At 74.2% G+C, this 24,283-nt stretch carries 30 protein-coding genes; 19 read left to right on the top strand and 11 right to left on the bottom strand.

Annotated features, from left to right (window positions below; translation table 11 throughout):
• Positions 1-9: 9 nt before the first annotated feature.
• Positions 10-1,521, bottom strand: coding sequence for a serine/threonine-protein kinase (locus CLV52_RS04105; RefSeq protein WP_133765012.1), 1,512 nt, complete (start codon positions 1,519-1,521; stop codon positions 10-12).
• Between the two features lie 120 nt (positions 1,522-1,641).
• Between CLV52_RS04105 and CLV52_RS04100 the strand changes: the two genes are divergently transcribed.
• On the top strand, positions 1,642-2,700 hold the full coding sequence (locus tag CLV52_RS04100; protein WP_162850699.1) for a polyprenyl synthetase family protein: 1,059 nt from the start codon (positions 1,642-1,644) through the stop codon (positions 2,698-2,700).
• 3 nt (positions 2,701-2,703) lie between these two features.
• Here the strand turns inward: CLV52_RS04100 and CLV52_RS04095 are convergent, their stop codons facing one another.
• Complete coding sequence (locus CLV52_RS04095; protein WP_133765010.1) at positions 2,704-3,588, bottom strand: bacteriorhodopsin; 885 nt, start codon at positions 3,586-3,588, stop codon at positions 2,704-2,706.
• Positions 3,585-4,073 carry a hypothetical protein gene (locus tag CLV52_RS04090; RefSeq protein ID WP_133765009.1) on the bottom strand — a complete coding sequence of 163 codons (489 nt, stop codon included), beginning with the start codon at positions 4,071-4,073 and terminating at the stop codon, positions 3,585-3,587. Before CLV52_RS04090 ends, CLV52_RS04095 begins: the two co-directional genes overlap by 4 nt.
• Before the next feature lie 200 nt (positions 4,074-4,273).
• On the opposite strand from CLV52_RS04090, the gene CLV52_RS04085 reads away from it, so the two are divergent.
• The 4 genes from CLV52_RS04085 to CLV52_RS04070 all read left to right on the top strand — a co-directional run bounded on the left by CLV52_RS04085 (position 4,274) and on the right by CLV52_RS04070 (position 8,059).
• On the top strand, positions 4,274-4,840 hold the full coding sequence (locus tag CLV52_RS04085) for a hypothetical protein (RefSeq protein ID WP_133765008.1): 567 nt from the start codon (positions 4,274-4,276) through the stop codon (positions 4,838-4,840).
• A gap of 146 nt (positions 4,841-4,986) precedes the next feature.
• A complete protein-coding gene (locus CLV52_RS04080) occupies positions 4,987-6,282 on the top strand; it encodes an ABC transporter substrate-binding protein (protein WP_133765007.1) in 1,296 nt (431 codons plus the stop codon).
• A complete protein-coding gene (locus CLV52_RS04075) occupies positions 6,279-7,193 on the top strand; it encodes a carbohydrate ABC transporter permease (protein WP_246017952.1) in 915 nt (304 codons plus the stop codon). Before CLV52_RS04080 ends, CLV52_RS04075 begins: the two co-directional genes overlap by 4 nt.
• The gene (locus tag CLV52_RS04070; protein WP_133765006.1) at positions 7,190-8,059 is read left to right on the top strand and encodes a carbohydrate ABC transporter permease; all 870 of its coding nucleotides are present in this window, start codon (positions 7,190-7,192) and stop codon (positions 8,057-8,059) included. The genes CLV52_RS04075 and CLV52_RS04070 overlap by 4 nt, the downstream gene beginning before the upstream one ends.
• On the opposite strand, the gene CLV52_RS04065 is transcribed toward CLV52_RS04070, so the two are convergent.
• Entirely contained in the window at positions 8,020-8,637 is a 618-nt protein-coding gene (locus CLV52_RS04065; protein ID WP_133765005.1) for a nucleoside/nucleotide kinase family protein, read from the bottom strand. The genes CLV52_RS04070 and CLV52_RS04065 overlap by 40 nt on opposite strands.
• A gap of 173 nt (positions 8,638-8,810) precedes the next feature.
• Here CLV52_RS04065 and CLV52_RS18850 point away from each other — a divergent pair, with 173 nt between their 5' ends.
• Positions 8,811-8,978 (top strand): hypothetical protein, encoded by a 168-nt coding sequence (locus CLV52_RS18850; RefSeq protein ID WP_246017951.1) that lies wholly within the window; start codon positions 8,811-8,813, stop codon positions 8,976-8,978.
• Between the two features lie 389 nt (positions 8,979-9,367).
• Positions 9,368-9,706: a hypothetical protein gene (locus CLV52_RS18845; protein ID WP_246017950.1), complete on the top strand. Its 339-nt coding sequence runs from the start codon at positions 9,368-9,370 to the stop codon at positions 9,704-9,706.
• A gap of 105 nt (positions 9,707-9,811) precedes the next feature.
• Here the strand turns inward: CLV52_RS18845 and CLV52_RS04055 are convergent, their stop codons facing one another.
• Together CLV52_RS04055 and CLV52_RS04050 are read right to left on the bottom strand one after the other, a co-directional pair.
• Positions 9,812-10,282, bottom strand: coding sequence for a tryptophan-rich sensory protein (locus CLV52_RS04055; RefSeq protein ID WP_162850697.1), 471 nt, complete (start codon positions 10,280-10,282; stop codon positions 9,812-9,814).
• A gap of 167 nt (positions 10,283-10,449) precedes the next feature.
• The gene (locus CLV52_RS04050; protein WP_246018029.1) at positions 10,450-11,160 is read right to left on the bottom strand and encodes a Type 1 glutamine amidotransferase-like domain-containing protein; all 711 of its coding nucleotides are present in this window, start codon (positions 11,158-11,160) and stop codon (positions 10,450-10,452) included.
• A 96-nt stretch (positions 11,161-11,256) separates the two neighbouring features.
• Between CLV52_RS04050 and CLV52_RS04045 the strand changes: the two genes are divergently transcribed.
• The 10 genes from CLV52_RS04045 (at position 11,257) to CLV52_RS04000 (ending at position 17,657) form a co-directional block, all read left to right on the top strand.
• A complete protein-coding gene (locus tag CLV52_RS04045; protein WP_133765001.1) occupies positions 11,257-11,586 on the top strand; it encodes a PadR family transcriptional regulator in 330 nt (109 codons plus the stop codon).
• 2 nt (positions 11,587-11,588) lie between these two features.
• Positions 11,589-11,957, top strand: coding sequence for a DUF1048 domain-containing protein (locus CLV52_RS04040; protein WP_133765000.1), 369 nt, complete (start codon positions 11,589-11,591; stop codon positions 11,955-11,957).
• Positions 11,954-12,739, top strand: a complete 786-nt coding sequence (locus tag CLV52_RS04035; RefSeq protein WP_133764999.1) for an ABC transporter ATP-binding protein — start codon at positions 11,954-11,956, stop codon at positions 12,737-12,739. The genes CLV52_RS04040 and CLV52_RS04035 overlap by 4 nt, the downstream gene beginning before the upstream one ends.
• On the top strand, positions 12,739-13,500 hold the full coding sequence (locus CLV52_RS04030; RefSeq protein WP_133764998.1) for an ABC transporter permease: 762 nt from the start codon (positions 12,739-12,741) through the stop codon (positions 13,498-13,500). The genes CLV52_RS04035 and CLV52_RS04030 overlap by 1 nt, the downstream gene beginning before the upstream one ends.
• A 177-nt stretch (positions 13,501-13,677) precedes the next feature.
• Positions 13,678-14,847, top strand: a complete 1,170-nt coding sequence (locus CLV52_RS04025) for an inorganic phosphate transporter (RefSeq protein WP_133765828.1) — start codon at positions 13,678-13,680, stop codon at positions 14,845-14,847.
• Positions 14,844-15,116, top strand: coding sequence for a hypothetical protein (locus tag CLV52_RS04020; RefSeq protein WP_133764997.1), 273 nt, complete (start codon positions 14,844-14,846; stop codon positions 15,114-15,116). Before CLV52_RS04025 ends, CLV52_RS04020 begins: the two co-directional genes overlap by 4 nt.
• Positions 15,117-15,139: 23 nt before the next feature.
• On the top strand, positions 15,140-15,499 hold the full coding sequence (locus CLV52_RS04015; protein ID WP_133764996.1) for a VOC family protein: 360 nt from the start codon (positions 15,140-15,142) through the stop codon (positions 15,497-15,499).
• 95 nt (positions 15,500-15,594) lie between these two features.
• Positions 15,595-16,467 carry a hypothetical protein gene (locus tag CLV52_RS04010; RefSeq protein ID WP_133764995.1) on the top strand — a complete coding sequence of 291 codons (873 nt, stop codon included), beginning with the start codon at positions 15,595-15,597 and terminating at the stop codon, positions 16,465-16,467.
• A gap of 48 nt (positions 16,468-16,515) precedes the next feature.
• Positions 16,516-17,013, top strand: coding sequence for a bifunctional nuclease family protein (locus tag CLV52_RS04005; RefSeq protein WP_133764994.1), 498 nt, complete (start codon positions 16,516-16,518; stop codon positions 17,011-17,013).
• 35 nt (positions 17,014-17,048) lie between these two features.
• A complete protein-coding gene (locus CLV52_RS04000) occupies positions 17,049-17,657 on the top strand; it encodes an FMN-binding negative transcriptional regulator (RefSeq protein ID WP_133764993.1) in 609 nt (202 codons plus the stop codon).
• Between the two features lie 67 nt (positions 17,658-17,724).
• On the opposite strand, the gene CLV52_RS03995 is transcribed toward CLV52_RS04000, so the two are convergent.
• Positions 17,725-18,024, bottom strand: a complete 300-nt coding sequence (locus tag CLV52_RS03995; RefSeq protein ID WP_162850696.1) for a Dabb family protein — start codon at positions 18,022-18,024, stop codon at positions 17,725-17,727.
• Between the two features lie 101 nt (positions 18,025-18,125).
• Here CLV52_RS03995 and CLV52_RS03990 point away from each other — a divergent pair, with 101 nt between their 5' ends.
• Positions 18,126-19,187, top strand: a complete 1,062-nt coding sequence (locus CLV52_RS03990) for a GAF domain-containing protein (protein ID WP_133764991.1) — start codon at positions 18,126-18,128, stop codon at positions 19,185-19,187.
• Positions 19,188-19,196: 9 nt separating this feature from the next.
• Here the strand turns inward: CLV52_RS03990 and CLV52_RS03985 are convergent, their stop codons facing one another.
• From CLV52_RS03985 to CLV52_RS03970, 4 genes are read right to left on the bottom strand one after another with little or no spacing between them, the layout of a single operon-like run.
• A complete protein-coding gene (locus CLV52_RS03985) occupies positions 19,197-19,811 on the bottom strand; it encodes a response regulator transcription factor (RefSeq protein WP_133764990.1) in 615 nt (204 codons plus the stop codon).
• On the bottom strand, positions 19,808-20,947 hold the full coding sequence (locus CLV52_RS03980; RefSeq protein ID WP_133764989.1) for a sensor histidine kinase: 1,140 nt from the start codon (positions 20,945-20,947) through the stop codon (positions 19,808-19,810). The genes CLV52_RS03985 and CLV52_RS03980 overlap by 4 nt, the downstream gene beginning before the upstream one ends.
• Positions 20,948-20,967: 20 nt before the next feature.
• Positions 20,968-21,711 (bottom strand): ABC transporter permease, encoded by a 744-nt coding sequence (locus CLV52_RS03975; protein WP_133764988.1) that lies wholly within the window; start codon positions 21,709-21,711, stop codon positions 20,968-20,970.
• Positions 21,708-22,625, bottom strand: a complete 918-nt coding sequence (locus CLV52_RS03970; protein WP_133764987.1) for an ABC transporter ATP-binding protein — start codon at positions 22,623-22,625, stop codon at positions 21,708-21,710. The genes CLV52_RS03975 and CLV52_RS03970 overlap by 4 nt, the downstream gene beginning before the upstream one ends.
• 190 nt (positions 22,626-22,815) lie before the next feature.
• Here CLV52_RS03970 and CLV52_RS03965 point away from each other — a divergent pair, with 190 nt between their 5' ends.
• Positions 22,816-24,150 (top strand): MFS transporter, encoded by a 1,335-nt coding sequence (locus CLV52_RS03965; protein WP_133764986.1) that lies wholly within the window; start codon positions 22,816-22,818, stop codon positions 24,148-24,150.
• Positions 24,151-24,283 lie beyond the last annotated feature (133 nt).

Here is a 24,283-nt window from a genome sequence, read left to right as displayed (position 1 = left end):
GTCGGCGGGTCAGTCCGCGCCGAGCACCGCCCGCCGCACCGCCGCCCGCAGCTGCAGGTCGTGCTGCAGGAGCGCCACCGCGTCCTGCAGCGCGCCGAGCCGGGCGTCCGAGAACGCCTGCGCGTCCTCGTCCGCGACGCACAGCAGCCCGACGACCGCGCCGTCGGCGGCGAGGAGCGGCGCGCCCGCGATCGCCCGGACGTCGTGCGGGGCGCTCGCGACCGGGTGCGAGAAGAGCACGGGGTGCGCCAGCAGGTCCGGGATGGCCCATGCGCCGGCGCCGCCCTCGGACCGCAGCGGCCAGGTCTCCATCACCGACGGGCGCTCGCCCCAGCCGTGCGCGGCGACGATCCGGGTCGCGCCGTCCGCGTCGAAGCGGAGGAGGAGGCCCTTCGACGTCCCCGCCGCGGCCGCCGCCAGACGCACCGCGGAGTCGGTCGCCGCCGAGGGCTGCACTGCCGGCCGGGTGCCCGGCGTCGTGGCGGGCTCGGCCGCCGGCACGACGGGGATGGCGCCCGTCCGCGGGCGGACGAGGTCGGCGGCCAGGATCTGCTGCATCTCGACGGCCGCGTCCCCCAGGCCGATGCGGTCGGCGGGGCGGCGCTCCGTCATCCTCCGCAGCAGCGCGGCCGTCCGCGGCGGGATCTGCTCGGGGATCTCGGGGTCCTCCGTGAGCCGCGCGAACGCGGACTTCGTGACCGACCCCGGGAACACCACGCGACCCGTCATCGCCTCGATCATGACGAGTCCGAGCGAGTAGGTGTCCGACGCGGGCACGGCGTCGTTCCCCTCCACCTGCTCCGGGCTCAGGTAGGCGGCGGTCCCGACGGTGAACTCGCTCAGGTCGGGCTCGCCGACCGGCGCCGCGATGCCGAAGTCCGTCAGCTTCGCGACCACCGGGCGGACGCTGCGCAGGCCGGAGATGAGGATGTTGCTCGGCTTCACGTCGCGGTGCACGAAGCCGACCTGGTGCATGTAGTCGAGGCCCTCGGCGATGTCGAAGCCGAGCCAGCAGGCGTCGCTCGGGGAGATCGCGCCGCGGCGCAGCCGCTCGCTCAGCGTCTCGCCCCGGACGTACTCCATGACCATGTAGAGCTGGGGCGCGCCGTCCGGTCCCACGTCGATGCCGGTGTCGAACAGCGTGGTGAGGGACGCGTGGCCGAGGGCGGCGCCGACCCGCGCCTCGGCGGCCTCGAGCATGCCCTGCGACGGCGGCACGGCACGCCGGTGGAACAGCTTGATGGCGACGGTGCGATCGAGCGCCTCGTCCCGCGCCGCGTAGACGCTCGCCTCGCCGCCCTTGCCGAGCACCCGCTCGAGCACGTACCGGCCGCCGAGCCGGACCGGCTCGTCCGGTGCTTCCTCGGCGGCGGATGCGGCGGCGACCGGCAGGGGTCGCGGCGGCGCGGCCGCTGGCGGCACGGAGGGGTGCTGCGGCAGCGGCCGGGCGCCGGTGGTCTGGGGTGGGACGGAGTCGGCCACCGCCTCGCGGCGCTGCGCACGCCGGAAGAGGGGTGACACGTGCGGAGCGTAACGCTCGGAACTCGAGGCGTCGCGTGGGCGCCCCCGTCCGCTGGGCGAGCGCCGCACATCGATCCTCCGGATCGTGCACCGCACCCCCGCCTCGGAACACTTCGATCCGTGTCCACCGCAGCGCCCCTCGCCCGGACCGCGCAGGTCCCGGCCCGCCCGACGACGCCCGACCTGCAGCACGTCGTGGACGCGCTGCACCGCCACATCGACGTCGCGGCGGCGGCCACGCCCGCGGCCGCGCGGCTGTGGAGCGAGGTGCGACGGGCGAGCTCCGGCGGCAAGCTGGTCCGACCGCGCCTGCTCGTCACCGCGCACCGTGCGCTCGGCGGCGCGGACGCAACCGCGGAGGCCCGCGCCGCGGCCGGGTTCGAGCTGCTCCACACCGCCTTCCTGATCCACGACGACGTGATCGACCACGACTGGACGCGGCGGGGCGAGGCGAACGTCGCCGCGACCTTCCGCGCGGCCGCGCTCGCCCGGGGACGACGGCCGGACGCGGCCGAGCACCTCGGGGTGAGCGCGGCGATCATCGCGGGGGACCTCGCCGTCGCCGGCGCGGTGCAGCTCGTCGGCGGAGCCTCTGACGACGCCGCCACGAGCGCACGGCTCGCCGCGATCGTGGCGGAGGCCGTGTCCGCCACCGCCGCCGGCGAGCTGCTCGACGTCGAGCTCGCCGCGGCGGACGGCCCCGACCTCGACACCGTGCTCGCGATGTACGAGGCGAAGACGAGCGTCTACACGTTCTGCGCGCCGCTGCGCGCGGGCGCCGCACTCGCCGGCGCCGACGCGGACGTCCTGGCGGCGCTCGATCGGGCCGGCCGCGCCCTCGGGGTGGCGTACCAGATCACCGACGACCTGCTCGGCCTGTTCGGCGACCCCGCGGTCGTCGGCAAGTCGACCGTGAGCGACGCGCGGGAGGGGAAGCGGACGGTGCTCGCCGCCCTGCTCGCCGAGCGCGGCATCGATCCGCGCGTCGACCGGATGCCGCCCGAGGCCGCCGCGGCCCGGCTGCGGGACCTCGTCGAGCGGAGCGGGGCGCGGGCGGCCGCGATCGACCTGGCCGCGGCCCACACGTTCGCCGCGCGCGACGCGCTCGGCGGGGTGCCGACCGAGCTGGGCCGCGCCCTCCAGCACCTGCTCACGGAGCTGACCGACCGCGACCTCTGACGGTCAGAAGCCGTCGCGGTCGTACCGGCCCTGCTCGCCGACCCACAGCGAGTCGGCCTCCGGGGTCCGCGGGCGGCGCTGCGTCGTCGGCGACGCGTCCTCCTCCGCCCGCGACTGGTAGACGGCGGCGCGGTGGACGAGGGAACCGAAGCCGACCTTCGCCGTGACGTCCGCGACGCTCAGGATGACGGCGCCGATCACGGCCCACGTGCCGCCCGACGTCGTGCCCTGCAGGCCGTAGACGATCGGGTAGGCGAACCACACGACGACGAGCAGCGACACGGCCGAGCGGTACGGACGGCGGGCGGGCTCGACGATGCGCGGGAGCGAGTACATCGCGGAGCGCACGATCATCAGGGCGAGCGCGAGGAAGCACACCGCGCTGACCGCGCCGAACCCCGCGAGGGCCTCGAAGCTGCGGCCGCCGTCGACGACGAAGGCGCCGATGAAGCCGAGGACGATCATGAGGAAGGCGAGAACCATCCCCGCCCGCCGCTGCGCGTCCTTCCGCGAGGGCGTGCGGGCGACGCTCACCGCGAGGAGCTCGACGACGAGCAACGGGACGGTGATGGCCCAGTCGGCGTAGCGGATCGACCACGCGTACTGCGTGACGGCCGTCGGCACCCAGGTCCCGTCGACCGGCGTGTAGCCGACCAGCACCGTGACGAGCACGAGGACGTAGGAGACCAGGGCGATCGCGACGATCGACGTGCCGGTCAGGCCCGCGGTGCGGTACTCCCCGTGCACCTCGCTGGAAGCGAACCGCTCGCGCACGAGCGTGGCGAGCATCGCGAGCACCGCGGCGAGCACCGCGAACAGCAGCACGGTGTGCTCGCCGTCGCTCAGCACCGCCGTCCAGGGCGGGCGCACGGCCGAGGTGAACGTCATCTCGCCCCGCCCTCCTGCCCGGTCGTGCGGTCGAGGTCCCGCAGCGCCCGACCGACGAGCCGCACGTCGGCGTTCGCGTCGAGCCGGCGGATCGCCTCGATCAGCAGCAGCTCGAACTGCAGCACCGCCGCGTGCAGCGTCTCATCGCCGGGCAGCCGGAGTATGGCATACCGGATCTCCGTCGCTCCCCGCCCGGGTTCCGCGGTGATCAGCGCCCGGAAGCCTCGGCCGATCTCGGACCGCGACCCGACCGTGAGGGTCGCCACCGCGGTCTGCTGCAGGAACAGCTGCCCGTAAGCCGCGTCGGCCGGACTGCCGACCAGCGCGAGCGACCGGGTGAGCCCGATGAGCGCCTGCTCGACACCGGTGTGGACCTCGGCGCGCACGCGGACGGTCCCCTGCGCGGTGTCCGCGCCTGCGACGGACCGGCCGGCGCGGATCAGCAGGACGACCGCGACGACGGCACCGGAGACGCCGAGGAGCACGGCGATGAGCGCGACTTCGATGCGGACACGTTAGCGGGGCGCCGATGCGCAGCCGCTCACCCCGGACGGAGCGCCCACCGGACGCGCGTAGCACGTGCCCGGTCGCGCCCGGTTCCGAGCCGCCCGAGCATCCGCACCGAGTCCGCGCACGTCCAGACGAGGTCCGCACACTGGCTCGTTCCGGCTTCGAGAGGACCACCATGTCTCAGCGCAACACCGTCATCCGCACCCTGCACGACGTCGGCCTGGCGGCCTGGTTCGGCGGCGGCCTGATGGGCGCCGTCGGCCTGAACGGCGCCGCCGCGACCGCGAAGAAGCCGTCGGAGCGGCTGCGGATCTCCGCCGTCGGCTGGGCCCGCTGGACGCCGGTGCAGCTCGCCGCGATCGCCGTGCACGGCGTGGGCGGCATCGGCCTGATCCTGTCCAACAAGGGCCGACTCGCAGCCCAGCAGGGGGCGAAGTCGAACTCCGTCGTCAAGACGGTGGTGACGGCCGCCGCCGGTGCCGCGAGCGTCGCGGGCGGACTCGCCGGCGCCGCGATCCTGCGGCACGCGGACGAGGGCGGGGTCGGCGTGACCGAGCCGAGCGGCGACTCGTCCGAGCAGCTGCAGGCGGCGCAGCGCGTCGAGAAGGTCACGCAGTGGGCCATCCCGGTGCTCACCGGCGTGCTCCTCGTGCTGAACGCGCAGCAGGGCGAGCAGCAGCGACCGGTCGCCGGATGGCTGGAGGACGCCAAGGGCCGCGCGAAGAAGGTCGTCGGTCGCTGATCGGCCGCCCGGGCGACCCCGTTCGCTCCGAGCGGGGTGCGGTGCGCCTGACAAGCGCATGGGATGCCGCCCCCGCCCGATCGGACGGCGCCCCGCGCTCGCTAGCGTCCGACGGGCCGCCGTCCCGGCGGCCGAGAAGGGACACGATGACGCTCACACGGAGACAGGCCCTCGGTGCCGCCGCGGTCGGCACGCTCCCGCTCGCGCTCGCCGGCTGCGGGTTCGTCCCCTCCGCGGCGCCGTCGAAGGCGGCCGCCGGGACGATCGCCTTCACGACCTGGGGCACCGACGCGGAGCTCGCGGGCTTCAGGTCGGTCATCGCGTCCTTCGAGAAGGCGCACCCGGGCGCGGAGGTCACGCTGAACGCCGTGCCCTACGAGCAGATGTTCACGAACATCGACGCGCAGCTGCAGGCCGGGAACCCGCCGGACGTGTTCCGCGTCCCCTACTACACGTTCGGCTCGTACGCCGGGGGCGATCAGCTGCTCGACCTGTCGAAGCACCTGCCGAGCGGTTTCGCCGACCGCTTCACCCCGCAGGCGTGGGCGGCGGTGCAGCAGGGCGGGAAGCCCTTCGGCGTCCCGCACCACACCGACACGAACGTGATCTTCTACAACAGGAAGGCCCTGTCGGACGCGGGGGTGACGTCCGTGCCGACCTCGGCCGACAGCGCGTGGACGTGGTCCGAGTTCCGCGCCGTGGCGCAGAAGCTCCGTTCGTCGCTGCCGTCGAACCGGTACCCGTTCGCCTACAACTGGCAGGGCAACGGCGTCACACGGTGGCTCAACTGGCTCTTCCAGGACGACGGCCGCTTCCTCAGCAGCGACCTGAAGTCCGCCGCCATCGACTCGACGCAGGGGCGGGCCGCGATCGACTTCACCCGGACCTTCTTCCCCGACCGGCTCGTGCCGAAGAACGACTTCGTCAAGTCGTCGACGTACGCCGCGGACGCCTTCGCGAACGAGTCGGTCGCGATGGTCTTCTCGGGCGCCTTCGCGATCCCGGACACGGACGGCCTCAAGTTCGAGTGGGGCTCCACGTTCTCGCCGCGGCAGGCCAGGGGCGGCAGCGACTTCGGCGGGAACGCGCTCGTCGCGACGAAAGCGGCCGGCGGGAAGGCCGAGCTCATCGCGGAGTTCTTCGACCATGTGACGCAGGAGGCGCAGATGCGGACCTTCTGCGAGGGGGCCTCCCTGCTGCCGACCCGGCAGGACCTCGTGAGCGACGGGATCTCCTTCACGGTCCGCCCCGAGCTGTCGAAGGTGTCGGTCGGGCAGGCGAGCCTGGTCCGCGCCTCGGACTCCGGGCAGGTCGCCTCCCCGAACATGTCGAAGATCATCACCGTGCTGCAGACGCAGCTCGACACCGCGTTCGTCGGCGGCCGCGGCGCCGCGGCCACCGCCACGGCCGCCGCCGCCGGGATCACCGCGGCGGTCGCGTGACCGCAGTGGCCGCTGCGCCGTCGCGCCGGCCCGAGCGACGCAGGCGGCACCGGGGCGACGCCGCGGCCTACGGCTTCATCGCGCCGAATCTGGGGCTGCTCGCCCTGTTCGTCGTCGTGCCGCTCGTCGGCACGCTCGTGCTCTCCCTGCAGCGGACGAACGGCTTCGGCGGCGGCGTGTTCGTCGGCCTCGAGAACTACGCCCGGCTGTTCGCGGACCCGCTGTTCTGGCGGGCGTCCGCGAACACCGCGCTCTCGACCGTGCTCGTCACGGGGCTCTCGCTCGGGCTCGGCCTGCTCACCGCCCTGCTGCTGAACGCCGCGCTGCCCGCCAGGGCCGTGCTCCGGTCGATCCTGATCCTCCCGATGGCGGTGTCGAGCGTCGCGTCGGCGCTCATCGGGAAGCTCGTCTTCGACGAGAACGCGGGCGTGCTGAACGCGCTGCTCCAGGCGGTCGGGCTACCGGCGGTGTCCTGGCAGTCCGGCGGCGCGCCCGCCTTCGCGTCCGTCGTCCTCGTGACGCTCTGGCTGCGGCTCGGCTTCAACATGCTGATCTACCTGGCCGCGCTGCAGGGCGTCGGCCGCGACCTCATCGAGGCCGCGACGCTGGACGGCGCGGGCGCCCGGCAGCGCATCCGGTACGTCGTCGTGCCGATGCTCGGCCCGGCCACCTTCTTCCTCCTCGTCATCGACGTCGTCTACTCGTTCCAGGTGTTCGACGTCGTGTTCGTGCTGACCGGCGGCGGCCCGCAGAACGCGACCGACGTGCTCGTGACCTACGCGTACCAGAACGGCTTCGTCACCCGGGACCAGGGGTACGCGGCGGCGATCGGGGTCGTCCTGCTCGTCGTCGCCGTCGTCTTCGCGGTGGTCCAGTGGAACACCAGCCGGACGCGGGACCTCACCGAATGACGGCCGCGACCACCCCGCTCACCCGCCGGCGGGCGACCGGACGGGTCGCGCGCAGACGGCTCGTCGTCGCGCTCCGGACGCTCGCGGCCGTGGTCGTCGCGATCGTCGTCGCCTTCCCGCTCTACTGGATGGCGGTCGTCGCGCTCTCGACCCGGTCCGACCTGCTGAGCGGCAGCCTCCGGCTGATCCCGTCATCGCTGACGCTCGACAACTTCGCGCGCGTCTTCGAGCGCTTCCCGGTCTGGACGTGGTTCGGCAACTCCGTCGCGATCGCCGTCGTCGTCGCGCTGATCACCGTCACGCTGAACACGCTCGCCGGCTATGCCTTCGCGCACCTGCGCTTCCGCGGCTCCACGCTCCTCTTCTTCGTCGCGCTCGGCACCCTGACGCTGCCCGTGCAGGTGATCATGGTCGCCCTGTTCCAGCTGACGACCTCGCTCGGCCTGTACGGCAGCTACTGGGCGGTGATCCTGCCGACCTCGGCGAGCGCGGTCGGGCTGCTGCTGTCCCGGCAGTTCATGCTGTCGATCCCGCGCGACCTCATCGAGGCCGCGCGCCTCGACGGCGCGGGTCACCTCCGGGTCTTCCGCTCGATCGTGATCCCGCTGTCGCGACCGCTGCTCGCCGTCCTCTTCTTCCTCACGCTCCTCGCGTCGTGGAACGACTTCGCCTGGCCGCTGATCGCGCTGAAGGAGAACCGGCTCTTCACCCTGCCGATCGGGCTGCTGTACCTGCAGAGCGAGAACGGCCCGGACTACAACACGACGATGGCGTTCGCCCTGCTCGACGTGGCGCCGATGGTCGTGCTCTTCCTCGTGTTCCAGCGCTACTTCGTGCAGGGCTTCGCCCGCAGCGGCATCCGCTGATCCGCGGACCGGAACCGCACCGTCCAGTCCGCCGACCGCACCACCGCGTCCGCGAGCGAGGCGGGGCGCTCGCGCCGCACGAACGCCGCCTCCTGCTCGGCCCAGCGCTCCCAGTGCGGCGCGTACCCGTCGCCGTCCCGGTCGAGGGCCCGTCGGCGGCGCTCCTCCAGGTCGAGCTCGAGCCACACCCGGAAGGTCACCAGGGGCGCGGCCCCGCGGGACAGTGCGCCCGAGCCCTCCACGACCAGCGGGACGCCGGGACGCAGCACCCGCCAGTCCCCCGGGCGGCCCTCCGCCCAGTCCCAGCGCCGGTACCGGGGTGAGCCGGTGCCGAGCACGTGCCGGCGCACGTGCTCGGCGCCCGCGGCGAGGCCGTCCCAGCCCGGGTAGACGTCGTCCAGGCGGACGAGGTCGGCGCCGAGCCGCGGCGCGAGCCGCGCGGCGAGCGTCGACTTGCCGGCGCCGGAGCGGCCGTCCACGAGCACGATCGGGCGGCGCGCGGCGGACGCCGCAGCGGCGATCGCGCGGACGACCCCCTTGAGCGCCGGGGACGCGTCCGCGCCGGTCGTGGTCAGCATGTCGGCCGCGGTCCTCCTGGTCGGCTGCTGCCAGTCTCGCCCACCGGCACCCCTCCGCCGACGGCCGAGGTCGCTGCCACCCGCCTCGGATGCGAGGAAACGCCGATGCACCGGTCGGCCCTTCCGCAGGTGGGCGGTGTGTACTGCGACCTCTCGATGGCGAGGAGACAGGCATGCCCGACGACCGAAGCCGCCGCAGGATCAGGGTCCACACCGACATCCACGACGTCCGCGCGCTGACCGACACCGGGGCGATCCCCCTGCCGCGCACGCCCAAGGAGCAGCACGACGGACCGTCGCCGACGGAGCGGTCCCGCCGCTCGTCGGGCAAGGCGCGCTAGCGGCGGGCGGACGTCACCGCCCGATCGCGTCGGCCTCCTCCACGGCGACCGCGCGGCGTGGTCGAGCCGGTCGTCCGAGTCCCCGCCGAACCGGGCGTCGCCGGCGACGAGCGCCGACTCCTGCACCCCGTCCACGGGCGCGTCCGGCTCGCCCGCGTCATTGCGGACGCGGTGGAGGGTCGCGCTCGGCGCCTCGCCGTACTCGTTCCGGTAGTGGGTGGAGAAGCGGCCGCTGTTCGCGTAGCCGAATCGGCGCGCGACGTCGGCGATCGTCGTGCCGACCGCTGCCTCGTCGACGAGCGCCGTTCGCGCGGCCTCGAGGACAGCAGCCGCCCCGTGCGACGCAGGTACTCGGCGAGCTCCGGTGAGGCCGGCTCGATCCGAGGCGCGTGGAGCTGCACCGCGGACCGCGGGACGCCGAGCAGGCGGGCGAGCGGCGCGGCCGCCACCGAGAACAGCTGCAGCTGCGCGGACGACCAGCGCAGGTCCGCCTGAGCGCCGATCGGGACCAGGCCGAGGTCGTGCTCCCCGAGCACGACGCACCGGTCCCCGCACGTCAGCGTCGCCTCGCCGGCATCCACCTGCACGACGACGAGCTCCGCGGCGACCGGGATCGCGAGATGGATGCCCTCTCCGTCGGACCGGACCAACGTGATCGAGACGCCGTCGTCGACGACGGTCACCTGCTCCCAGAGCAGGTCGCCGTGCCGGCTGGACACCGTGGCTGATCCGAGTACGGCACTCGCGGCCGTCGTCGCCGCGACGGCGTCGGTGGCGGAGTACTGCAGGCGGAGGAGGCTGTCGGGCACGATCGGACCTCAGACGGGCGCGGGTCAGCTGATCGGCAGTCCGTAGCGGAGGATCGCGTCCACGCCGGTGATCGCGGTGACGACGAGCAGCCATGCGAGCACCGCCCCGAGCAGCACGGAGGCCGCCCGCGGGATCGACCAGGCCGCGACCGTGGTCACGGCTCCCGCGGCGACCAGCAGGGCGATCGTGGCGAACGCGGACCAGGGCACGGGCGGCGGCAGCAGGCGCGCGGCCATGAAATTGACGAGTCGGACGACCTGCAGCCCGATCTGGATCCGGAAGAGGACGACCACCGCGCGCCCGTACGTGTGCCGGCTGCGCGACCGCCAGAGGAGCCGGCCCGCGGTGGCCTCGGCGACGTAGCTCGCGATCCAGAGCACGGTGAAGACGAGCGTCTGCGTCGACGCCGGAGCGGCGCCGCCGCCGAGCGGCGAGAAGGTGAGGAACAGGCGCACCGCGGACAGCGCGACCGCGAGGGCGATGAACGGCAGCACGGAACGTCGGCTCGGAGCCCGCGATCCGCGGGCTGCGCCGACGACGTAGGACAGGACGACTCCTCAGGGGGCTGATCGGACTCCTGCGTCGAGCGTCGCAGAGTCACGGCGGCCGATCCACCCCTCGACCCGGGGGCGTCGTTTCGGCGCGGAGCGGAGCGCCCGGCTCAACCACCGATGGGGGCGGGAGCCGCTTCGATGAGAGCGCCCGAGGCGTCGAAGCGGAGCCAGTGGCCGTCCGAGACCACCTCCGGTTCCGCAGCTGGATCCCGCACCACGAGCGCCGAGCCGTCGGAGAGGAACCACGCGGGGCCGCCGAGCCGAGCGGCGGTCGCGGCGGCCCACTCGTCGGTGGCGTGCGGGAAGTAGGGCGCCCCGAGGTGCGTCACGACGAACCAGTCGAAGAGGGGGAAGACCGGCCCGACCGAGTCGAGCTGCAGCAGCTCGACCTCCTCGTGGTCGTCGAGGGCCTCGACCGCGGCCTCGTGCAGGCTCGAGAAGACCATCGAGCCGGCGCTCGTCCCCACGTAGACCTGCTCGTCGAGCACCTCGCGGAGCACGGGCGCGAGGCCCGACTCCCGCCAGGCGTGCGCGAGCCAGTGGTTGGAGCCGCCGTAGCCGAACACGACGTCCGCGGCGCGGAGCCGGGACTCGACGAGCGACCGGGGCCCGGAGAACAGCGTGAGGACGTCGACCTCCGCCCACCCGAGCGCCCGGTACTGCTCGATGTTGCGGAGCATGACCGTCTTGTCGCCGGGGAACGGGAGCATCGCGTCGAGCAGGACGACCGTCCTCGCCTCCGCGATCGGCTTGCCCAGGAGCCCGCGGAGCGCGTCCAGCGTCGGCCCCTCGTGGATCCCGTTCGAGGTCAGCAGCATGCGCACGCGGGCATCCTCCTCGGCCCTTGCACGAACCGGTACTCCGTGTCACTATGTACCGGTACTCAGCAGCACTGAGTACCGATGGGAGCACCGATGGCGAAGCAGATCACGGAGATGCTGAAGGGCACGCTCGAGGGCATCGTCCTCGGCGTCCTCGCGAACCGCAGCGCCTACGGCTACGAGATCACGACGTGGCTGCGGGACCAGGGCTTCACCGACATCGCGGAGGGCACGGTCTACGCGCTCCTCGTGCGGATCGAGCAGCGCGGTCTCGTCGCCGTCGAGAAGGTCCCGTCGGAGAAGGGGCCGCCCCGCAAGGTCTACTCGCTGAGCGACAGCGGACGCGAGCACCTGGCCGAGTTCTGGAGGACGTGGAGCTTCCTCGCCGAACGGATCGAACAGCTCCACGAAGGGAGAGGTTGACCATGTGGATCGAGAAGCTCACGGGCCCGCTCGAGCAGAAGAAGCAGTACCGCCGGCAGCAGGCACGGCTCGACGCGCTGGCCGAGCCCTACCGGGCGGCGGCCAGGGCGGTGCAGCGGTACATCATGGTGTCCGGCGGGATCGTCGACGGCGAGACGCTGGTCCGGATACAGGGCGACTTCGTCGACCTGTGGGAGCGGGCCGCGGTGGACGGGACGCCCGTCCGGCAGATCGTCGGCGACGACCCGGCCGAGTTCGCGAACGACTTCGTCGCCGCCTATACGGGCCGGCGGTGGATGGACAAGGAGCGCCAGCGCCTCAGCGACGCGATCGACGCGACCGACGCGACCCGGTCGGAGCCGGAGCGATGAGCGCCGCCGTCGCCGTCCGCGGCCTCGAGAAGTCGTTCGGGGACCTGCACGTGCTGCGCGGGGTCGACCTCGAGGTCGCCCCGGGGACCGTGTTCGCCCTGCTCGGGTCGAACGGCGCGGGCAAGACGACCCTGGTCCGCATCCTGTCGACGCTGCTCCGGATGGACGGCGGCGAGGTCGCGGTCGCCGGCTTCGACGTCGCGACCCGGGGCGCCGACGTCCGACGGTCGATCAGCCTCACCGGCCAGTTCGCCGCCGTCGACGAGGTCCTGACCGGCCGCGAGAACCTCGTGCTCGTCGCCCGGCTCCGACACCTGCCCGACCCGGGCCGCGTCGCCGACGAGCTACTCGCGCGCTTCTCGCTGACCGAGGCGGGGCGGCGCCGTGCGGGGACGTACTCCGGCGGCATGCGGCGCCGGCTCGACATCGCGATGAGCCTCATCGGCTCCCCCGCGGTCGTCGTGCTCGACGAGCCGACGACGGGTCTCGATCCCGAGGCGCGGCTGGAGGTGTGGGACGCGATCCGCGGGCTCGCCGCGGGCGGCACCACCGTGCTGCTCACCACCCAGCACCTCGACGAGGCGGAGCAGCTCGCCGACCGGATCGCGATCCTCCACGAGGGCCGCATCATCGTGGACGGCACCCTGGCCGAGCTGCAGGCGCTGCTGCCGCCGACGCGGGTCGAGCGCGTGGAGCAGCCGCCCGCCCTCGAGGACGTGTTCCTCGCCGTCATCGGCTCGCGGCGCGCCGCGGGCGACCCGACCGGGCAGGAGGCCCGCTGATGTCCATCACCTTCGTCGGCGACACCGTCGCCCTCACGGGGCGCTCGCTGCGCCACGTCACCCGCAGCCTCGACACCGTCATCACGACGGCGCTCATGCCGATCGCGCTGCTGCTCCTCTTCGTCTTCGTGCTCGGCGGGGCGATCCGGACCGGTACCGACTCCTACGTCGCCTACCTGCTGCCGGGGATCCTGCTCATCACCATCGCCACCGGCGTCTCGTACACCGCGTACCGCCTGTTCCAGGACCTGCAGGGCGGCATCCTCGAGCGGTTCCGCTCGATGCCGATCGCCCGGTCGTCCGTGCTGTGGGCGCACGTGCTCACGTCACTCGTCGCGAACGTGCTGTCGCTCGTGGTCGTGGTCGCGGTCGGGCTGCTGATCGGCTTCCGGTCGAGCGCGGGGCCGCTGGCCTGGCTCGCGGTGCTCGGGATCCTCGTGCTCGTCACGCTGGCGCTGACCTGGGTCGCGGTCATCCCGGGGCTCACCGCGAAGACCGTCGACGGAGCGAGCGCGTTCTCCTACCCGCTGATCCTGCTGCCGTTCATCAGCTCGGCCTTCGTGCCGACGGCGTCGATGCCCGGCCCGGTGCGCTGGTTCGCGGAGCACCAGCCGGTGACCTCGATCGTGAACGCGATCCGCGACCTGCTCGCCGTGCGCCCGGTGGGCGCCGACCTGCCGGTCGCCCTCCTCTGGTGCGCCGGGATCCTCGTCGCGGCCTGGGCCGTCGCGACGGCGGTCTACCGGCGCCGGGGCGCCTGACCCGGGATCACGCGATGGTCCACGACCGCTCCGTTCGGGGCGGTCGTGGAGCGCGTACCCACGGGCTGATCAGCCGAAGCGTGCGCGTCGGGCGCGGTGCGCGGCACCCGGATAGAGTTCCCCGGTGCTGCCGCAGGAGACCCCCGCGATCAGCGGGACGCCCGAGGCGGACCGGTGATCCAGTCCGCGATCCCGCTCGTCGTCACCGTCATCGTCCTCGCGCTGATCTTCGACTTCACCAACGGGTTCCACGACACCGCCAACGCGATGGCGACCCCGATCGCGACCGGCGCGATGCGGCCGAAGGTCGCGGTCACGGTGGCCGCCGTCCTGAACCTCGTCGGCGCCTTCCTGTCGACGGAGGTGGCGAAGCAGATCTCCGGAGGCCTGCTCAAGGAGGGCACCGAGGTCCACGTCGGCCCGGAGCTCGTCTTCGCGGGCCTGATCGGGGCGATCATCTGGAACCTGTCGACGTGGTACTTCGGCCTGCCCTCGTCCTCGAGCCACGCCCTGTTCGGCGGCCTCGTCGGCGCCGCGCTGGTCGGCGCCGGCTTCGGCGCGGTGGACTACGGCGTCCTGCTCGGCAAGGTCATCATCCCGGCGGTGCTCGCGCCGCTCACCGCGGGCGTGGTCGCGTTCTGCGCCACCCGCATCGCCTACTCGGTCACGCGGCGCTACGACGGCCGGCCCGACGGCCGGCGCACGTTCCGCATCGGGCAGGTGTTCTCCTCCTCCCTCGTGGCGCTCGCGCACGGGACGAACGACGCGCAGAAGACGATGGGCGTCATCACCCTCGCGCTCGTCGCGGCCGGCGCGCAGACGGCGAGCACCGGGCCCGAGTTCTGGGTCGTGCTCGCGTGCGCCCTCGCGATCGCCCTCGGCACCTACACCGGCGGCTGGCGGATCATCAAGACGCTCGGCACGGGGCTCACGGCGGTCAAGCCCGCGCAGGGCTTCGCGGCCGAGGTGAGCACCGCGGCGACGATCCTCGCCTCCAGCCACGTCGGGTTCGCCCTCTCGACGACGCACGTCGCCTCCGGCTCCGTCATCGGCTCCGGCCTCGGACGACGCGGCTCGAAGGTGCAGTGGGGCACCGCACGTCGGATCGTCTTCGGCTGGGTGCTGACCCTGCCCGCGGCCGCCGTGGTCGGGGCGCTCGCGGCGCTGCTCACCCTGCTCGGCCCGGTCGGCATCGTGATCGACACGGTCGCGGCGGTCGCCTTCATGGTCGTCATCTTCATCATCGCCCAGCCCGACCGCGTCGATGCGTCGAGCCTCGAGGCGGAGGTCAACGCCGCCGGCACCGCCGTCGTCCGGCCGCGGAAGAAGCGGAGGGCGAACGCGTGACCATCGACTGGCCGGCCTTCCTGGGCGTCTTCGGCACCGCGCTCGCGTCCGCGTGCGTGATCGTGCTGTGCTTCGCGACGGCGATCCGCCTGCTCGCGCTCCCGCCGCGCGGCGCCGCCGCGACCGGCACGGCGCGGGACGAGGAGATGGACGACGTCGAGCACGGGACGCGTCCGCCGATCGCGACCGTCGGCGCCACCGCGCTGTTCGTCGTGAGCGGGCTCGTCGCCCTGTTCGGCATCTACCTCATCTCGCCGCTCTCGCGCTGACGCGGATCGGCACGGGCATCCGCATGGCATCGATCACCGGGTTCGGCGGGGCGTTCCTCCGCGCGGACGACCCCGAGGCGCTGGCCGCCTGGTACGCGGAGCACCTCGGGCTCCCCCGCACCCACGGCGTCTTCGAGCTGGCGCAGTCGGCGGAGCGTGCACCCGTCGTGCTCGCGTTCTTCGCGCGCGACGAGGCCTCCTTCCCCGCGGCGCAGCCGGTCATGCTGAACCTGCAGGTCGACGATCTGGACGGGATGCTGGACCGCCTCGCCGCCGCGGAGGTCCCCGTCGACCCGGAGCGGCCGACCTACGACGGCATCGGCCGCTTCGGCTGGTTCACCGACCCGGAGGGCAACCGCGTGGAGCTCTGGCAGCCCGCCTGACCTGCTCGGACGATGAGCTCCTTCAGCAGCGGTGCCTCTAGTGTCCGGTGGACCGCCTCGGGGAACCGGGGACGGGCGAGCCGGAGGAGGAGCGGGTGGCCCAGGGCGACGACGCGCTCGCGGAGGCGGCCACCGAGCTGCTCGCGCTGCCGCTCGCGCGGTTCACCGCCGAGCGGAACGCCCGGGCCAAGGCCGCACGGAGCGACGGGGACCGGGATCTCGCGGCCCGGATCGCCGCGCTGGCGAAACCCTCCGCGTCGGCCTGGCTCGTCGACCTGCTGGCCCGCGAGCTGCCGGACGACCTGCAGCGGGTGCTCGACCTCGGGGACGACCTGCGGGAGGCGCAGGAGGCCGGCGACCGCGACCGCCTGCGCCGACTCACCGGGGACCGGCGGACGCAGCTCGGCGAGGTCGTGCGTCGCGCCGCGGAGCGGGCCGAGGAGGCCGGGCAGCGCATCGGCCAGGCCGCGGTCGAGGAGGCGCAGCAGACCCTCCAGGCGGCGATGACGACGCCGGAGGCCGCCGCCGCGGTGCGCACCGGGCGGCTCGTCCGGGGGCTCGACGCGGACGGCTTCGATCCCGTGGACCTCGACGACGCGGTCGCCGGCGGTGCGCCGCCCGCGGGCTCGGCGACCCGACGACGGTCCGGCGCCGCGCCGGCCGCCGATGAGAACGCCGCGCGGCGCGAGGCCGAGGCCGAGGCCGAGGCCGAGCGGGCCCGCACGGAGCGGCTCGAGGCGGCGCGCGACCGCGGACGGGCGGCCGCCGCCGAGGCGCGCGATGCGGACGCCGAGGCCGAGGACCGCGAGCAGGACGTCGCGGACCTGCGCCGCCGGCTGCAGGACCTGCAGCGACGGCTCGACGCCGCGCAGTCGGCGCTCGTCGACGCGCAGCGGTCAGCGGCGGGGGCGAGGCGCGCCGCCGACGACGCGGCGGCCGAGGTCGACCGGCTCGCGCAGGACGGCTAGGGGCGACCCGACCCTGGCGTTCCGGGCGGACGTGCCTACCCTGGACGAGTGGTCCCCGTGCGCGTCCTCGGTCTCGCGGTCGATGCGGTGGGTCAGCCGGTCGTGCTGCTCACCCCGCTCGACGGCGACGCGCCGCGCACCGTCGTGCCCATCTGGGTGGGCACGCAGGAGGCCGCGTCGATCGGCATCGCGGTGAGCGGCGAGGCCCCGCCGCGTCCGCTGTCCCACGACCTGATGCGCCGGCTGCTCGACGCGGTCGGCGCCTCCGTGGACCGCGTCGACGTGACGCGGATCGAGGAGGGCACCTTCTACGCGGCGCTCACGATCACGACCGCCGCCGGCCCGCTCGCGCTCGACTGCCGGCCGTCCGACGCGATCGCGCTCGCCGCGCGGGTCGGCGCGCCGCTCTTCGTCGCCGAAGCGGTGCTCGAGGTCGCCGGCGTCCTCGAGGACGACGAGGACGTCGACCCCGCCGACTCGGAGGACAAGGTCGCGGAGTTCCGCCGCTTCCTCGACGAGGTCGACCCGGAGGACTTCCAGGGCTGACGCCGCCGGCCGCGCCCGGTGACTAGCGTCGACGCATGCGGCACACCCCGACGTACCTGATGACCGACCCGGCCGAGGTCGCGCGGCTCGTGCGCGGCAACCCGTGGGCGACGTACGTGTCGGCGACGTCGGCGGGCCTCGTCGCCTCCCACTACCCGACGCTCCTCGACGAGGCCGCGGACGGGCTGACGATCCTCAGCCACTTCGGGCGGCCGGACGAGCAGCTGCACGAGCTCGGCGAGCACGAGCTGCTCGTGATCGTGCAGGGACCGCACGACTACGTCTCCGCGAGCTGGTACCCGGAGGGCGAGGTCGTCCCGACCTGGAACCACGTCACCGCGCACCTCTACGGGGTGCCGGAGATCCTCTCCGACGAGGAGAACTACTCGGTCCTGTCGCAGCTCACCCACCACTTCGAGGACGGCTTCGAGGACGGCAGGAGCCTGGAGCTCGACCCCGAGCGGTCGCGCCGCATCGCGAAGGGCACGGTCGGCCTCCGGATGCGCGTGACCCGGTTCGACGCCCGCGCGAAGCTCAGCCAGAACAAGGCGCCGGAGGTGCAGGAGCGGATCGTGTCGGAGCTCGACGCGCGCAACCCGGCCCTCGCGGGCGAGATGCGCCGGGTCCTCGGCCGCGACGGCTGATCGCTCCCGGGGCCTCCCGCTGCTGTTCCGGCGGTGCGCACCGCCGGAACAGCAGCGGGGAGCCCCGTCAGCGCGCGGCGGCGACGTCGAAGACGACCAGCCGGGCCGCGTGCGCCTGGAGGAACGAGCCGACGACCACGTGCTCGGGGTGCGGGAGGTAGGCGGCGAGCGCGTCGGCGCTCGCGAAGCGGATGACGAGCGCCCAGTCGAACCCGGACTCGAGGCCCTCCGTGCTGACGCTCGGGCCGCGGTCGAGGGTCAGCACGCCCGGCAGCGGGACGAGGTGCCGGTCGACGAGGGCGTCCGCCTCCGCCGGGTCGGCCCCGTCCTGCCACTCGACCAGGACCACGTGCACGATCGCGCTCATGCGGGCCATCCTCGCGCCGCCCGCCTGCGAGCCGCCGGGCCGACGCACGGCTCCTCCGATGCTGCGCCTGTGAGGATGACCGCTCCCTCAAGGAGCGTGCGGTGAACGGAACTCGGCCTCCGACGCCCGGCCGTCGGCTCGCCTCCGCGCGGCTGCACCGGTCCGGGCGGGATCCGCAGCGCGTGCTGCTCGTGACCGAGAGCGTGCTGCTCGGGGCGAGCACCGCGGCGCCGTTCGCCGAGCTCCTCGCGGACCGGGTCGCGACGCGGACGGGCCGCGGGCTCGACCTCGACATCGCCTGGGACCTCGGCCCCGTCCTCCGGGCCGTCACGCACTCGACCGAGGCCTGGCGGCTGTGGCGCTACGAGGCGGTCGTGGTGCTCGCGCGGACGAGCGGCGAGGAGGACGCAGGAGGCTGGCGGCGGGAGCGCATCCGCCGCATCGCCGATCAGGTGCTGCCGGAGCTGGCGCGCGCGAGCTCGGTGCTGATCGTGCGGATCGGCGCCCCGTCCCCGCGGGACCACCGCTGGGACGGCCCGACCGTCTCCTCGCTGCGGGTGCCGGACGACGAGGACGGCGCAGGACGCGGTGGCGCGGACGCCGTCGCCGACCGGCTCGTCGGGCTGCTGGGCGCCGCCGACCGGGAGGCCGGCGCGGGCACCGGCGGGACGGCGCGGGAGCGGCGCGACCTCCCGCAGCCCGAGGCGGAGCGGCAGCAGGCCGTCGACCGGGTCACCGACGCGCTCGGTGGGCTGACGCCCCACCTCGAGCGCGTGGTCCTCCTCGCGCGCAACACGTTCGGGGTGCCGTTCGCGCAGGTGAACCTGCTCGACCACGGGCGGATCCGCACGCTCGCGTACGTGGGCGCCGCGGGCGACGACGCCGAGCAGCCGATCTGCACGATCACGGTCCGCGGGTCGGGACCGACGATCATCGCCGACACCTGGGAGGACCACCGGCTCGACGCGAACCCGCACGTGCACGCCGCCGCGCACCCGGTGCGCTTCTACGCGGCGCACCCGATCGAGTCGCTGGACGGGTACCGGATCGGCACGCTGTGCGTGTTCGACCTGGTGCCGCACGACCCGGCCGACGTCGATCCGGCCGTGCTCCGCGACCTCGCGCAGCTCGCCGAGGCGGAGATCAGCACCCTGCCGGACTGACGGGCGTCGTCAGCCGCCGAGCAGCCAGCCGCGCTCGGCGGCCGTGCGCACCGCCTCCGCGGCGTTCCGGGCGCCCGTCTTGCCGATCGCCGCGGACAGGTGGTTGCGCACGGTGCCCTCCGACAAGTGCAGGCGCTTCGCCACCGCGACCGCCGCGCCGTCGTCGCGGAAGGCGAGCAGCACGTCGCGCTCGCGCGGGCTGAGCGGGGACGGGCCGACCGCGAGGGACTCCGCGGCGAGCGCGGGGTCGACGACCCGCTCCCCCGCGGCCACGCGCCGCACGATCGCGGCGAGGGTCGCGGACGGGGTGTCCTTGACGACGAAGCCGGAGGCGCCGGCCTCGAGCGCGAGGCGGAGGTAGCCGGGCCGGCCGAACGTCGTGACGATGAGGCTGCGGCACGCCGGGTGCTCGGCCGCGAGCGCGCGAGCGGCGGCGATCCCGTCGAGGCCCGGCATCTCGACGTCGAGGAGGGCGACGTCGGCGCGGTGGTCCCGCGCCGCGGCGACGACCTCGTCCCCGCGGCCGACCTGGGCGACGACCTCCAGGTCCTCCTCGAGCCCGAGCAGCGTCGCGAGCGCCCCGCGGACGAGCGCCTGGTCGTCCGCGACGAGCAGGCGGATCACCGCTGCACCCGCAGCTCGAAGCCGCCAGCGGCGCGCGGGCCCGCCTCGACACGGACGCCCGCGGCGGCCGCCCGCTCGGCGAGGCCGCGGAGGCCGGCGCCGGACCCGACGCCCGGCGCCGCCGGGGCGACGGCGCCGCCGTCGTCGCGGATGCGCACCGCGGTCCGGCTCAGCGCGATCGTGCAGGTCTCGGCGCCCGAGTGGCGGAGCACGTTCGTCACGCCCTCCCGCACGGCCCAGGCGAAGACGGGCCGCAGCTCCGGGCGGACGACGGCCGCGGGCGTCGGCACCTCGAGCGCGATGCCGCCCGCCGCGAGCGCCTCCCGGGCCGCGTCGAGCTCGCCCTCGAGCGTCACGCCGCGGAAGCCGCCGACCGCGGCGCGAAGGTCGGCGAGCGCCTCGCGGGCGAGCCGCTCCACGTCCGCGATCTCGGCGCGCGCCGCGTCCGGGTCCCGCGCCACGAGCTTGCCCGCGAGCTCCGACTTCACGGTCACGACGGTCAGCGAGTGCCCGAGGGAGTCGTGCAGGTCCCGCGCGAACCGCGCGCGCTCCTCGTCGACCGCGAGGAGCGCGATCCGCTTGTTCGCGGCGCGGAGCTGCACGGTCTGGCGCACCTGGTGGCCGAACGCGACCATCAGGATCCCGACCGAGGCGGTGATCCACGGCGCCGCGCTGATCGAGTCGGGGAAGCCGGCGAGTGCCGCGATGGCGAGCGCGAGCAGGCTGACCACCCCGGTGAGCACGAGGCCGGCGGTCTGCGACGACCACGTGAACGCCGCCGCGCAGAGCACGAGCAGCCACGTCCACACGGCGGTCAGGTCGACGAGCGCGAAGAGCGGGGCGGAGAGCGCGAGCAGGCCGAGGATCGCGCCGATCCGGACGGCCTCGCGCTCCGGCCAGACGAGCGGTGGGACGAGGAGGTACGCGGCGTAGTAGGCGGCGAGCGCGATCGTGGCGACCGTGCGGGCGGAGAGCGAGCCCGTCGGCGACGTCCACACGCCGATCACCTCGAACGCCTGGTACGCGAGCCCGATCGAGCCGCCCGCGTACCAGCGCCACGCGCCGGGATGCCGGAGCCGGGCGAGGAGCCCGAGATCGCCCCGCGCCGCCGTCATCAGCGGCGCGGCCTCCGTCATGCCCGTCACGGTAGCGAGCCTCAGGCCCGGGCCGCGTCGTGGCGGTACCGCCACGTGATGAGCGCGGCGAGGGCGACCGTCCACGCGGCGAGGACGAGGGCGGGCGTGAGCACGTCACCCGACCCCGAGGCGCCGAGCTGCCCGAGGCGGTTCAGCCAGTACGAGGGCACCGCTCGCGCCACGTCGCCCATCCACGAGGGGAGGATCGAGAGCGGCACCCACAGGCCGCCGAGGATCGACAGGCCGAGGAACGTGACCATGAAGAGCGGCTGCGCGAAGTCGGGCCGGGCGAACTGGCCGATCAGGATCGCGATCAGCGCGAAGGGGACGATCCCGATCCACAGGCCGAGGCCCGCCGCGAACCAGGCCCCGGCGCCGAGGTGGGCGTGCAGGCCGAGCACGGACACGAGCACGACCGCCGTGATCGAGATCGCGGCGACCGCGAGCGCGGCCACGACCTTCGAGACGAGGTAGGACGTGCCGGTCAGCGGCGTGAGCCGCAACTGGCGGTTCCAGCCGATCGAGCGCTCGTTCACGATCGCGAACGCCTGCGACAGGCCGGCCATCATCGCGCCGTAGCCGCCCATCTGGATCGTCGTCTCGACCAGCCAGGGCAGGCGGGTCGCCGGATCCACGGCGCTGCCGCTGCCGTACGCGGTGCCGAAGATGAGCAGCATCGCGATCGGGACGACGAAGGTGAAGACGACGGAGCGGACGTTCCGCAGCTGGCGGAGCGCGTCGCGGGCGACGTAGCGGGGGTTCATCGGGAGGCCTCCTCGGTCTCGGCGGCGGTCAGGGCGAGGAAGGCGTCGTCCATGGTGCGGGCGGTCACCTCGATGTCGTGGGCGTCCGCCCGCTCGGCGAGCAGGAGCCGGAGCACCGCGTCGGAGTCGGTCGTCGCGACGCGCAGCCGCTCGCCGCGCACCTCCACGTGCTGCACGGCCGGGTCGGCGCGGAGGCGCTGCTCCAGGTCGCCGGCGGGGGCGCGGAGCGTGACGCCGACGGTGCGGCCGGCGACGACCGCCTTCACCTCGGCGGGCGTGCCGTCGGCGACGACGCGGCCGCGACTCATCATGACGACGCGGTCGGCGAAGGCGTCCGCCTCGTCGAGGTAGTGGGTCGCGAACACGACCGTGCGGCCGGCGTCCGTCAGCTCGTGCATCGACGTCCAGAACGCCCGGCGCCCCTCCACGTCCATCGCGGCGGTCGGCTCGTCGAGGATGAGCAGCTCCGGGTCCGACACGATCGCGACGGCGAACCGCGCGCGCTGCAGCTGGCCGCCGGAGAGCCGGGCGACCTTCTGCTTCGCGAACGCGGTGACGCCCGCGCGCTCCATGGCCTCGGCGACCGGCAGGGGGTGCCGGTGCGCGGCCGCGACGAGCGCGACGCTCTCGGCGACCGTCGTGGTCGGCAGCAGCGCGCCGCCCTGGAGCATCGCGCCGACCCGGCCGGCGACGACCGCCCCGCGCGGGGCGCCGCCGAACAGCTCGGCCGTACCGGCGGTCGGGGTGCTGAGGCCGAGCAGGAGGTCGATGGTCGTCGACTTACCGGCGCCGTTCGGGCCGAGCAGCGCGACGACCTCGCCGCGCTGGACGGTGAGGTCGAGGCCGTCGACGGCGCGCAGCTTCGCGAACTGCTTGGCCAGGCCGGTGAGCCGGATCGGAGGGGAGGAGGTCATGGCTCCGAGCCTGGCCGGGCCGCGACCCGCACGCCTCGGCCCGCTGTCACGACTCCGGCATGACATCTCTCACGGGTCCGGGCGGCGGCTGCGGATCCCGGTACCTGGCAGGTCAACCCCTCGTCTCGGTGCACGGGTCCGCGATGGGCTGGGCGGTCGTGCGCCTCCGCGCGCCCACCGAGAGGACCGCATGACGTCGACCGCCGCCCCGCCCCGCACCGGACTCGTCCGCCGACTCGCCTTCGCGGCGACCTGGGGCGAGGGGCTCGACGGGTTCGACCTCGGCGTCATCAGCGTCGCGCTGCCGTTCATCACGAAGGCGCTCGGCCTCACGCCGGTCGAGGCGGGGCTGATCGGCGCCTCCTCCCTCATCGGGATCTTCGTCGGCGCGCCGCTCGCCGGGTTCCTCACCGACCGGCTCGGACGGCGGCTGCTCTTCACGATCGACGTGATGGCCTTCATCGTGCTCGGCCTCCTGCAGGGCGTCGTGACCGACGGCCTGCAGCTGTTCGTCGTCCGCGTGCTGCTCGGCGTCGCGATCGGCGCGGAGTACTCGATCGGCGCTGCGATGCTCTCCGAGTTCGCGCCCGCGCGCGGCCGCGGCCGGCGCCTCAGCGGGCTGCTCGTCGGCTGGTACGGCGGCTACCTGGTGGCCGTGATCACGGCGTACGTCCTCATCGACGGCCTCGGGCTGTCGTGGCGCTGGGCGCTCGCGTGCAGCGCCCTCCCGGCGCTCGTGACCGCGCTCGTCCGGATCGGCTTCCCCGAGTCGCCCCCGTTGCTCCTCGCCCACGGCCGCGGCGACGAGGCCCGAGCGATCGTCTACCGGCACCTCGGCGGCTCGCAGTACTTCGACGACGAGCGGTTCGGCGCGGAGGAGGACGGCCCGAAGGCCGCCCTGTTCCGCGGCGAGAACCTGAAGCGGCTCGCGTTCCTCTCGGTCTTCTGGGCCTGCAACGTCGCGCCCTACTTCGCGATCTTCACGTTCGCGCCGACCGTGCTGAAGACCCTGCAGCTCGGCGATCCCGCCGTCGGCACGATCGTCGTCAACGCGATGGCCGCCGTCGGGGCGGTGGTCGGCATGCTGAGCATCGAGCACATCGGTCGCCGGAAGCAGGCCGTGCCGCCGTGGTTCGCCATGGCCGCCGCCCTCGCCGTCGTGGGTCTGTGGGCGGGCGCGCCGGCGTGGGTGATCGTCCTGTGCTTCGCCGTGTCCTCGTTCCTCAACGCCCTGTCCGGCAACCTCACCGCGGTCTACCCGATCGAGATCCTGCCCACCGCCGTCCGGTCGAGCGGCGTCGGCGTCGCCGCGGCCGCCAGCCGCGTCGGGGCCGCGATCGGCACCTTCCTGCTCCCCGTGGGCATCGACGCCATCGGCACCGGCGCCTGCATGCTCATCGCCGCGGCGATCTGCGTGGTCGGCGGCGTCGTGTCGCAGGTCGCGGCGCCGGAGACGACGAACCGCGACCTCGTCGACACGAGCACGTCGCCGCTCACGGCCGGGACTCGCGTGCCGACCCGCTGAAGCGCGCGCGTCGCACCTCCGCGGGCCTCGCACCTCGTCCGCCGCACGGCGCACGCAGCGTGCAGCGAGGCGCGCCTGCGCCCCTGACTCGCGGGCGGAGGAACGCGCGTTACCGACTGTGACGGCGATCGTC

Source organism: Amnibacterium kyonggiense (assembly GCF_004364555.1).
In the GTDB taxonomy this organism is placed as follows: domain Bacteria; phylum Actinomycetota; class Actinomycetes; order Actinomycetales; family Microbacteriaceae; genus Amnibacterium; species Amnibacterium kyonggiense.
Note: the sequence above shows the minus strand (reverse complement) of the source record. Positions and strands in the feature narration are given on the sequence as shown.

Excerpts from the sequence above, each read along its gene's own strand:
- CLV52_RS04095 (WP_133765010.1), bottom strand. The coding sequence starts at position 3,588 with ATGACGTTCACCTCGGCCGTGCGCCCGCCCTGGACGGCGGTGCTGAGC.
- CLV52_RS04085 (WP_133765008.1), top strand. The coding sequence starts at position 4,274 with ATGTCTCAGCGCAACACCGTCATCCGCACCCTGCACGACGTCGGCCTG.
- CLV52_RS04080 (WP_133765007.1), top strand. The coding sequence starts at position 4,987 with ATGACGCTCACACGGAGACAGGCCCTCGGTGCCGCCGCGGTCGGCACG.
- CLV52_RS04070 (WP_133765006.1), top strand. The coding sequence starts at position 7,190 with ATGACGGCCGCGACCACCCCGCTCACCCGCCGGCGGGCGACCGGACGG.
- CLV52_RS04065 (WP_133765005.1), bottom strand. The coding sequence starts at position 8,637 with ATGCTGACCACGACCGGCGCGGACGCGTCCCCGGCGCTCAAGGGGGTC.
- CLV52_RS18850 (WP_246017951.1), top strand. The coding sequence starts at position 8,811 with ATGCCCGACGACCGAAGCCGCCGCAGGATCAGGGTCCACACCGACATC.
- CLV52_RS04050 (WP_246018029.1), bottom strand. The coding sequence starts at position 11,160 with ATGCTGCTGACCTCGAACGGGATCCACGAGGGGCCGACGCTGGACGCG.
- CLV52_RS04045 (WP_133765001.1), top strand. The coding sequence starts at position 11,257 with ATGGCGAAGCAGATCACGGAGATGCTGAAGGGCACGCTCGAGGGCATC.
- CLV52_RS04040 (WP_133765000.1), top strand. The coding sequence starts at position 11,589 with ATGTGGATCGAGAAGCTCACGGGCCCGCTCGAGCAGAAGAAGCAGTAC.
- CLV52_RS04035 (WP_133764999.1), top strand. The coding sequence starts at position 11,954 with ATGAGCGCCGCCGTCGCCGTCCGCGGCCTCGAGAAGTCGTTCGGGGAC.
- CLV52_RS04030 (WP_133764998.1), top strand. The coding sequence starts at position 12,739 with ATGTCCATCACCTTCGTCGGCGACACCGTCGCCCTCACGGGGCGCTCG.
- CLV52_RS04015 (WP_133764996.1), top strand. The coding sequence starts at position 15,140 with ATGGCATCGATCACCGGGTTCGGCGGGGCGTTCCTCCGCGCGGACGAC.
- CLV52_RS04000 (WP_133764993.1), top strand. The coding sequence starts at position 17,049 with ATGCGGCACACCCCGACGTACCTGATGACCGACCCGGCCGAGGTCGCG.
- CLV52_RS03995 (WP_162850696.1), bottom strand. The coding sequence starts at position 18,024 with ATGAGCGCGATCGTGCACGTGGTCCTGGTCGAGTGGCAGGACGGGGCC.
- CLV52_RS03980 (WP_133764989.1), bottom strand. The coding sequence starts at position 20,947 with ATGACGGAGGCCGCGCCGCTGATGACGGCGGCGCGGGGCGATCTCGGG.
- CLV52_RS03975 (WP_133764988.1), bottom strand. The coding sequence starts at position 21,711 with ATGAACCCCCGCTACGTCGCCCGCGACGCGCTCCGCCAGCTGCGGAAC.
- CLV52_RS03970 (WP_133764987.1), bottom strand. The coding sequence starts at position 22,625 with ATGACCTCCTCCCCTCCGATCCGGCTCACCGGCCTGGCCAAGCAGTTC.
- CLV52_RS03965 (WP_133764986.1), top strand. The coding sequence starts at position 22,816 with ATGACGTCGACCGCCGCCCCGCCCCGCACCGGACTCGTCCGCCGACTC.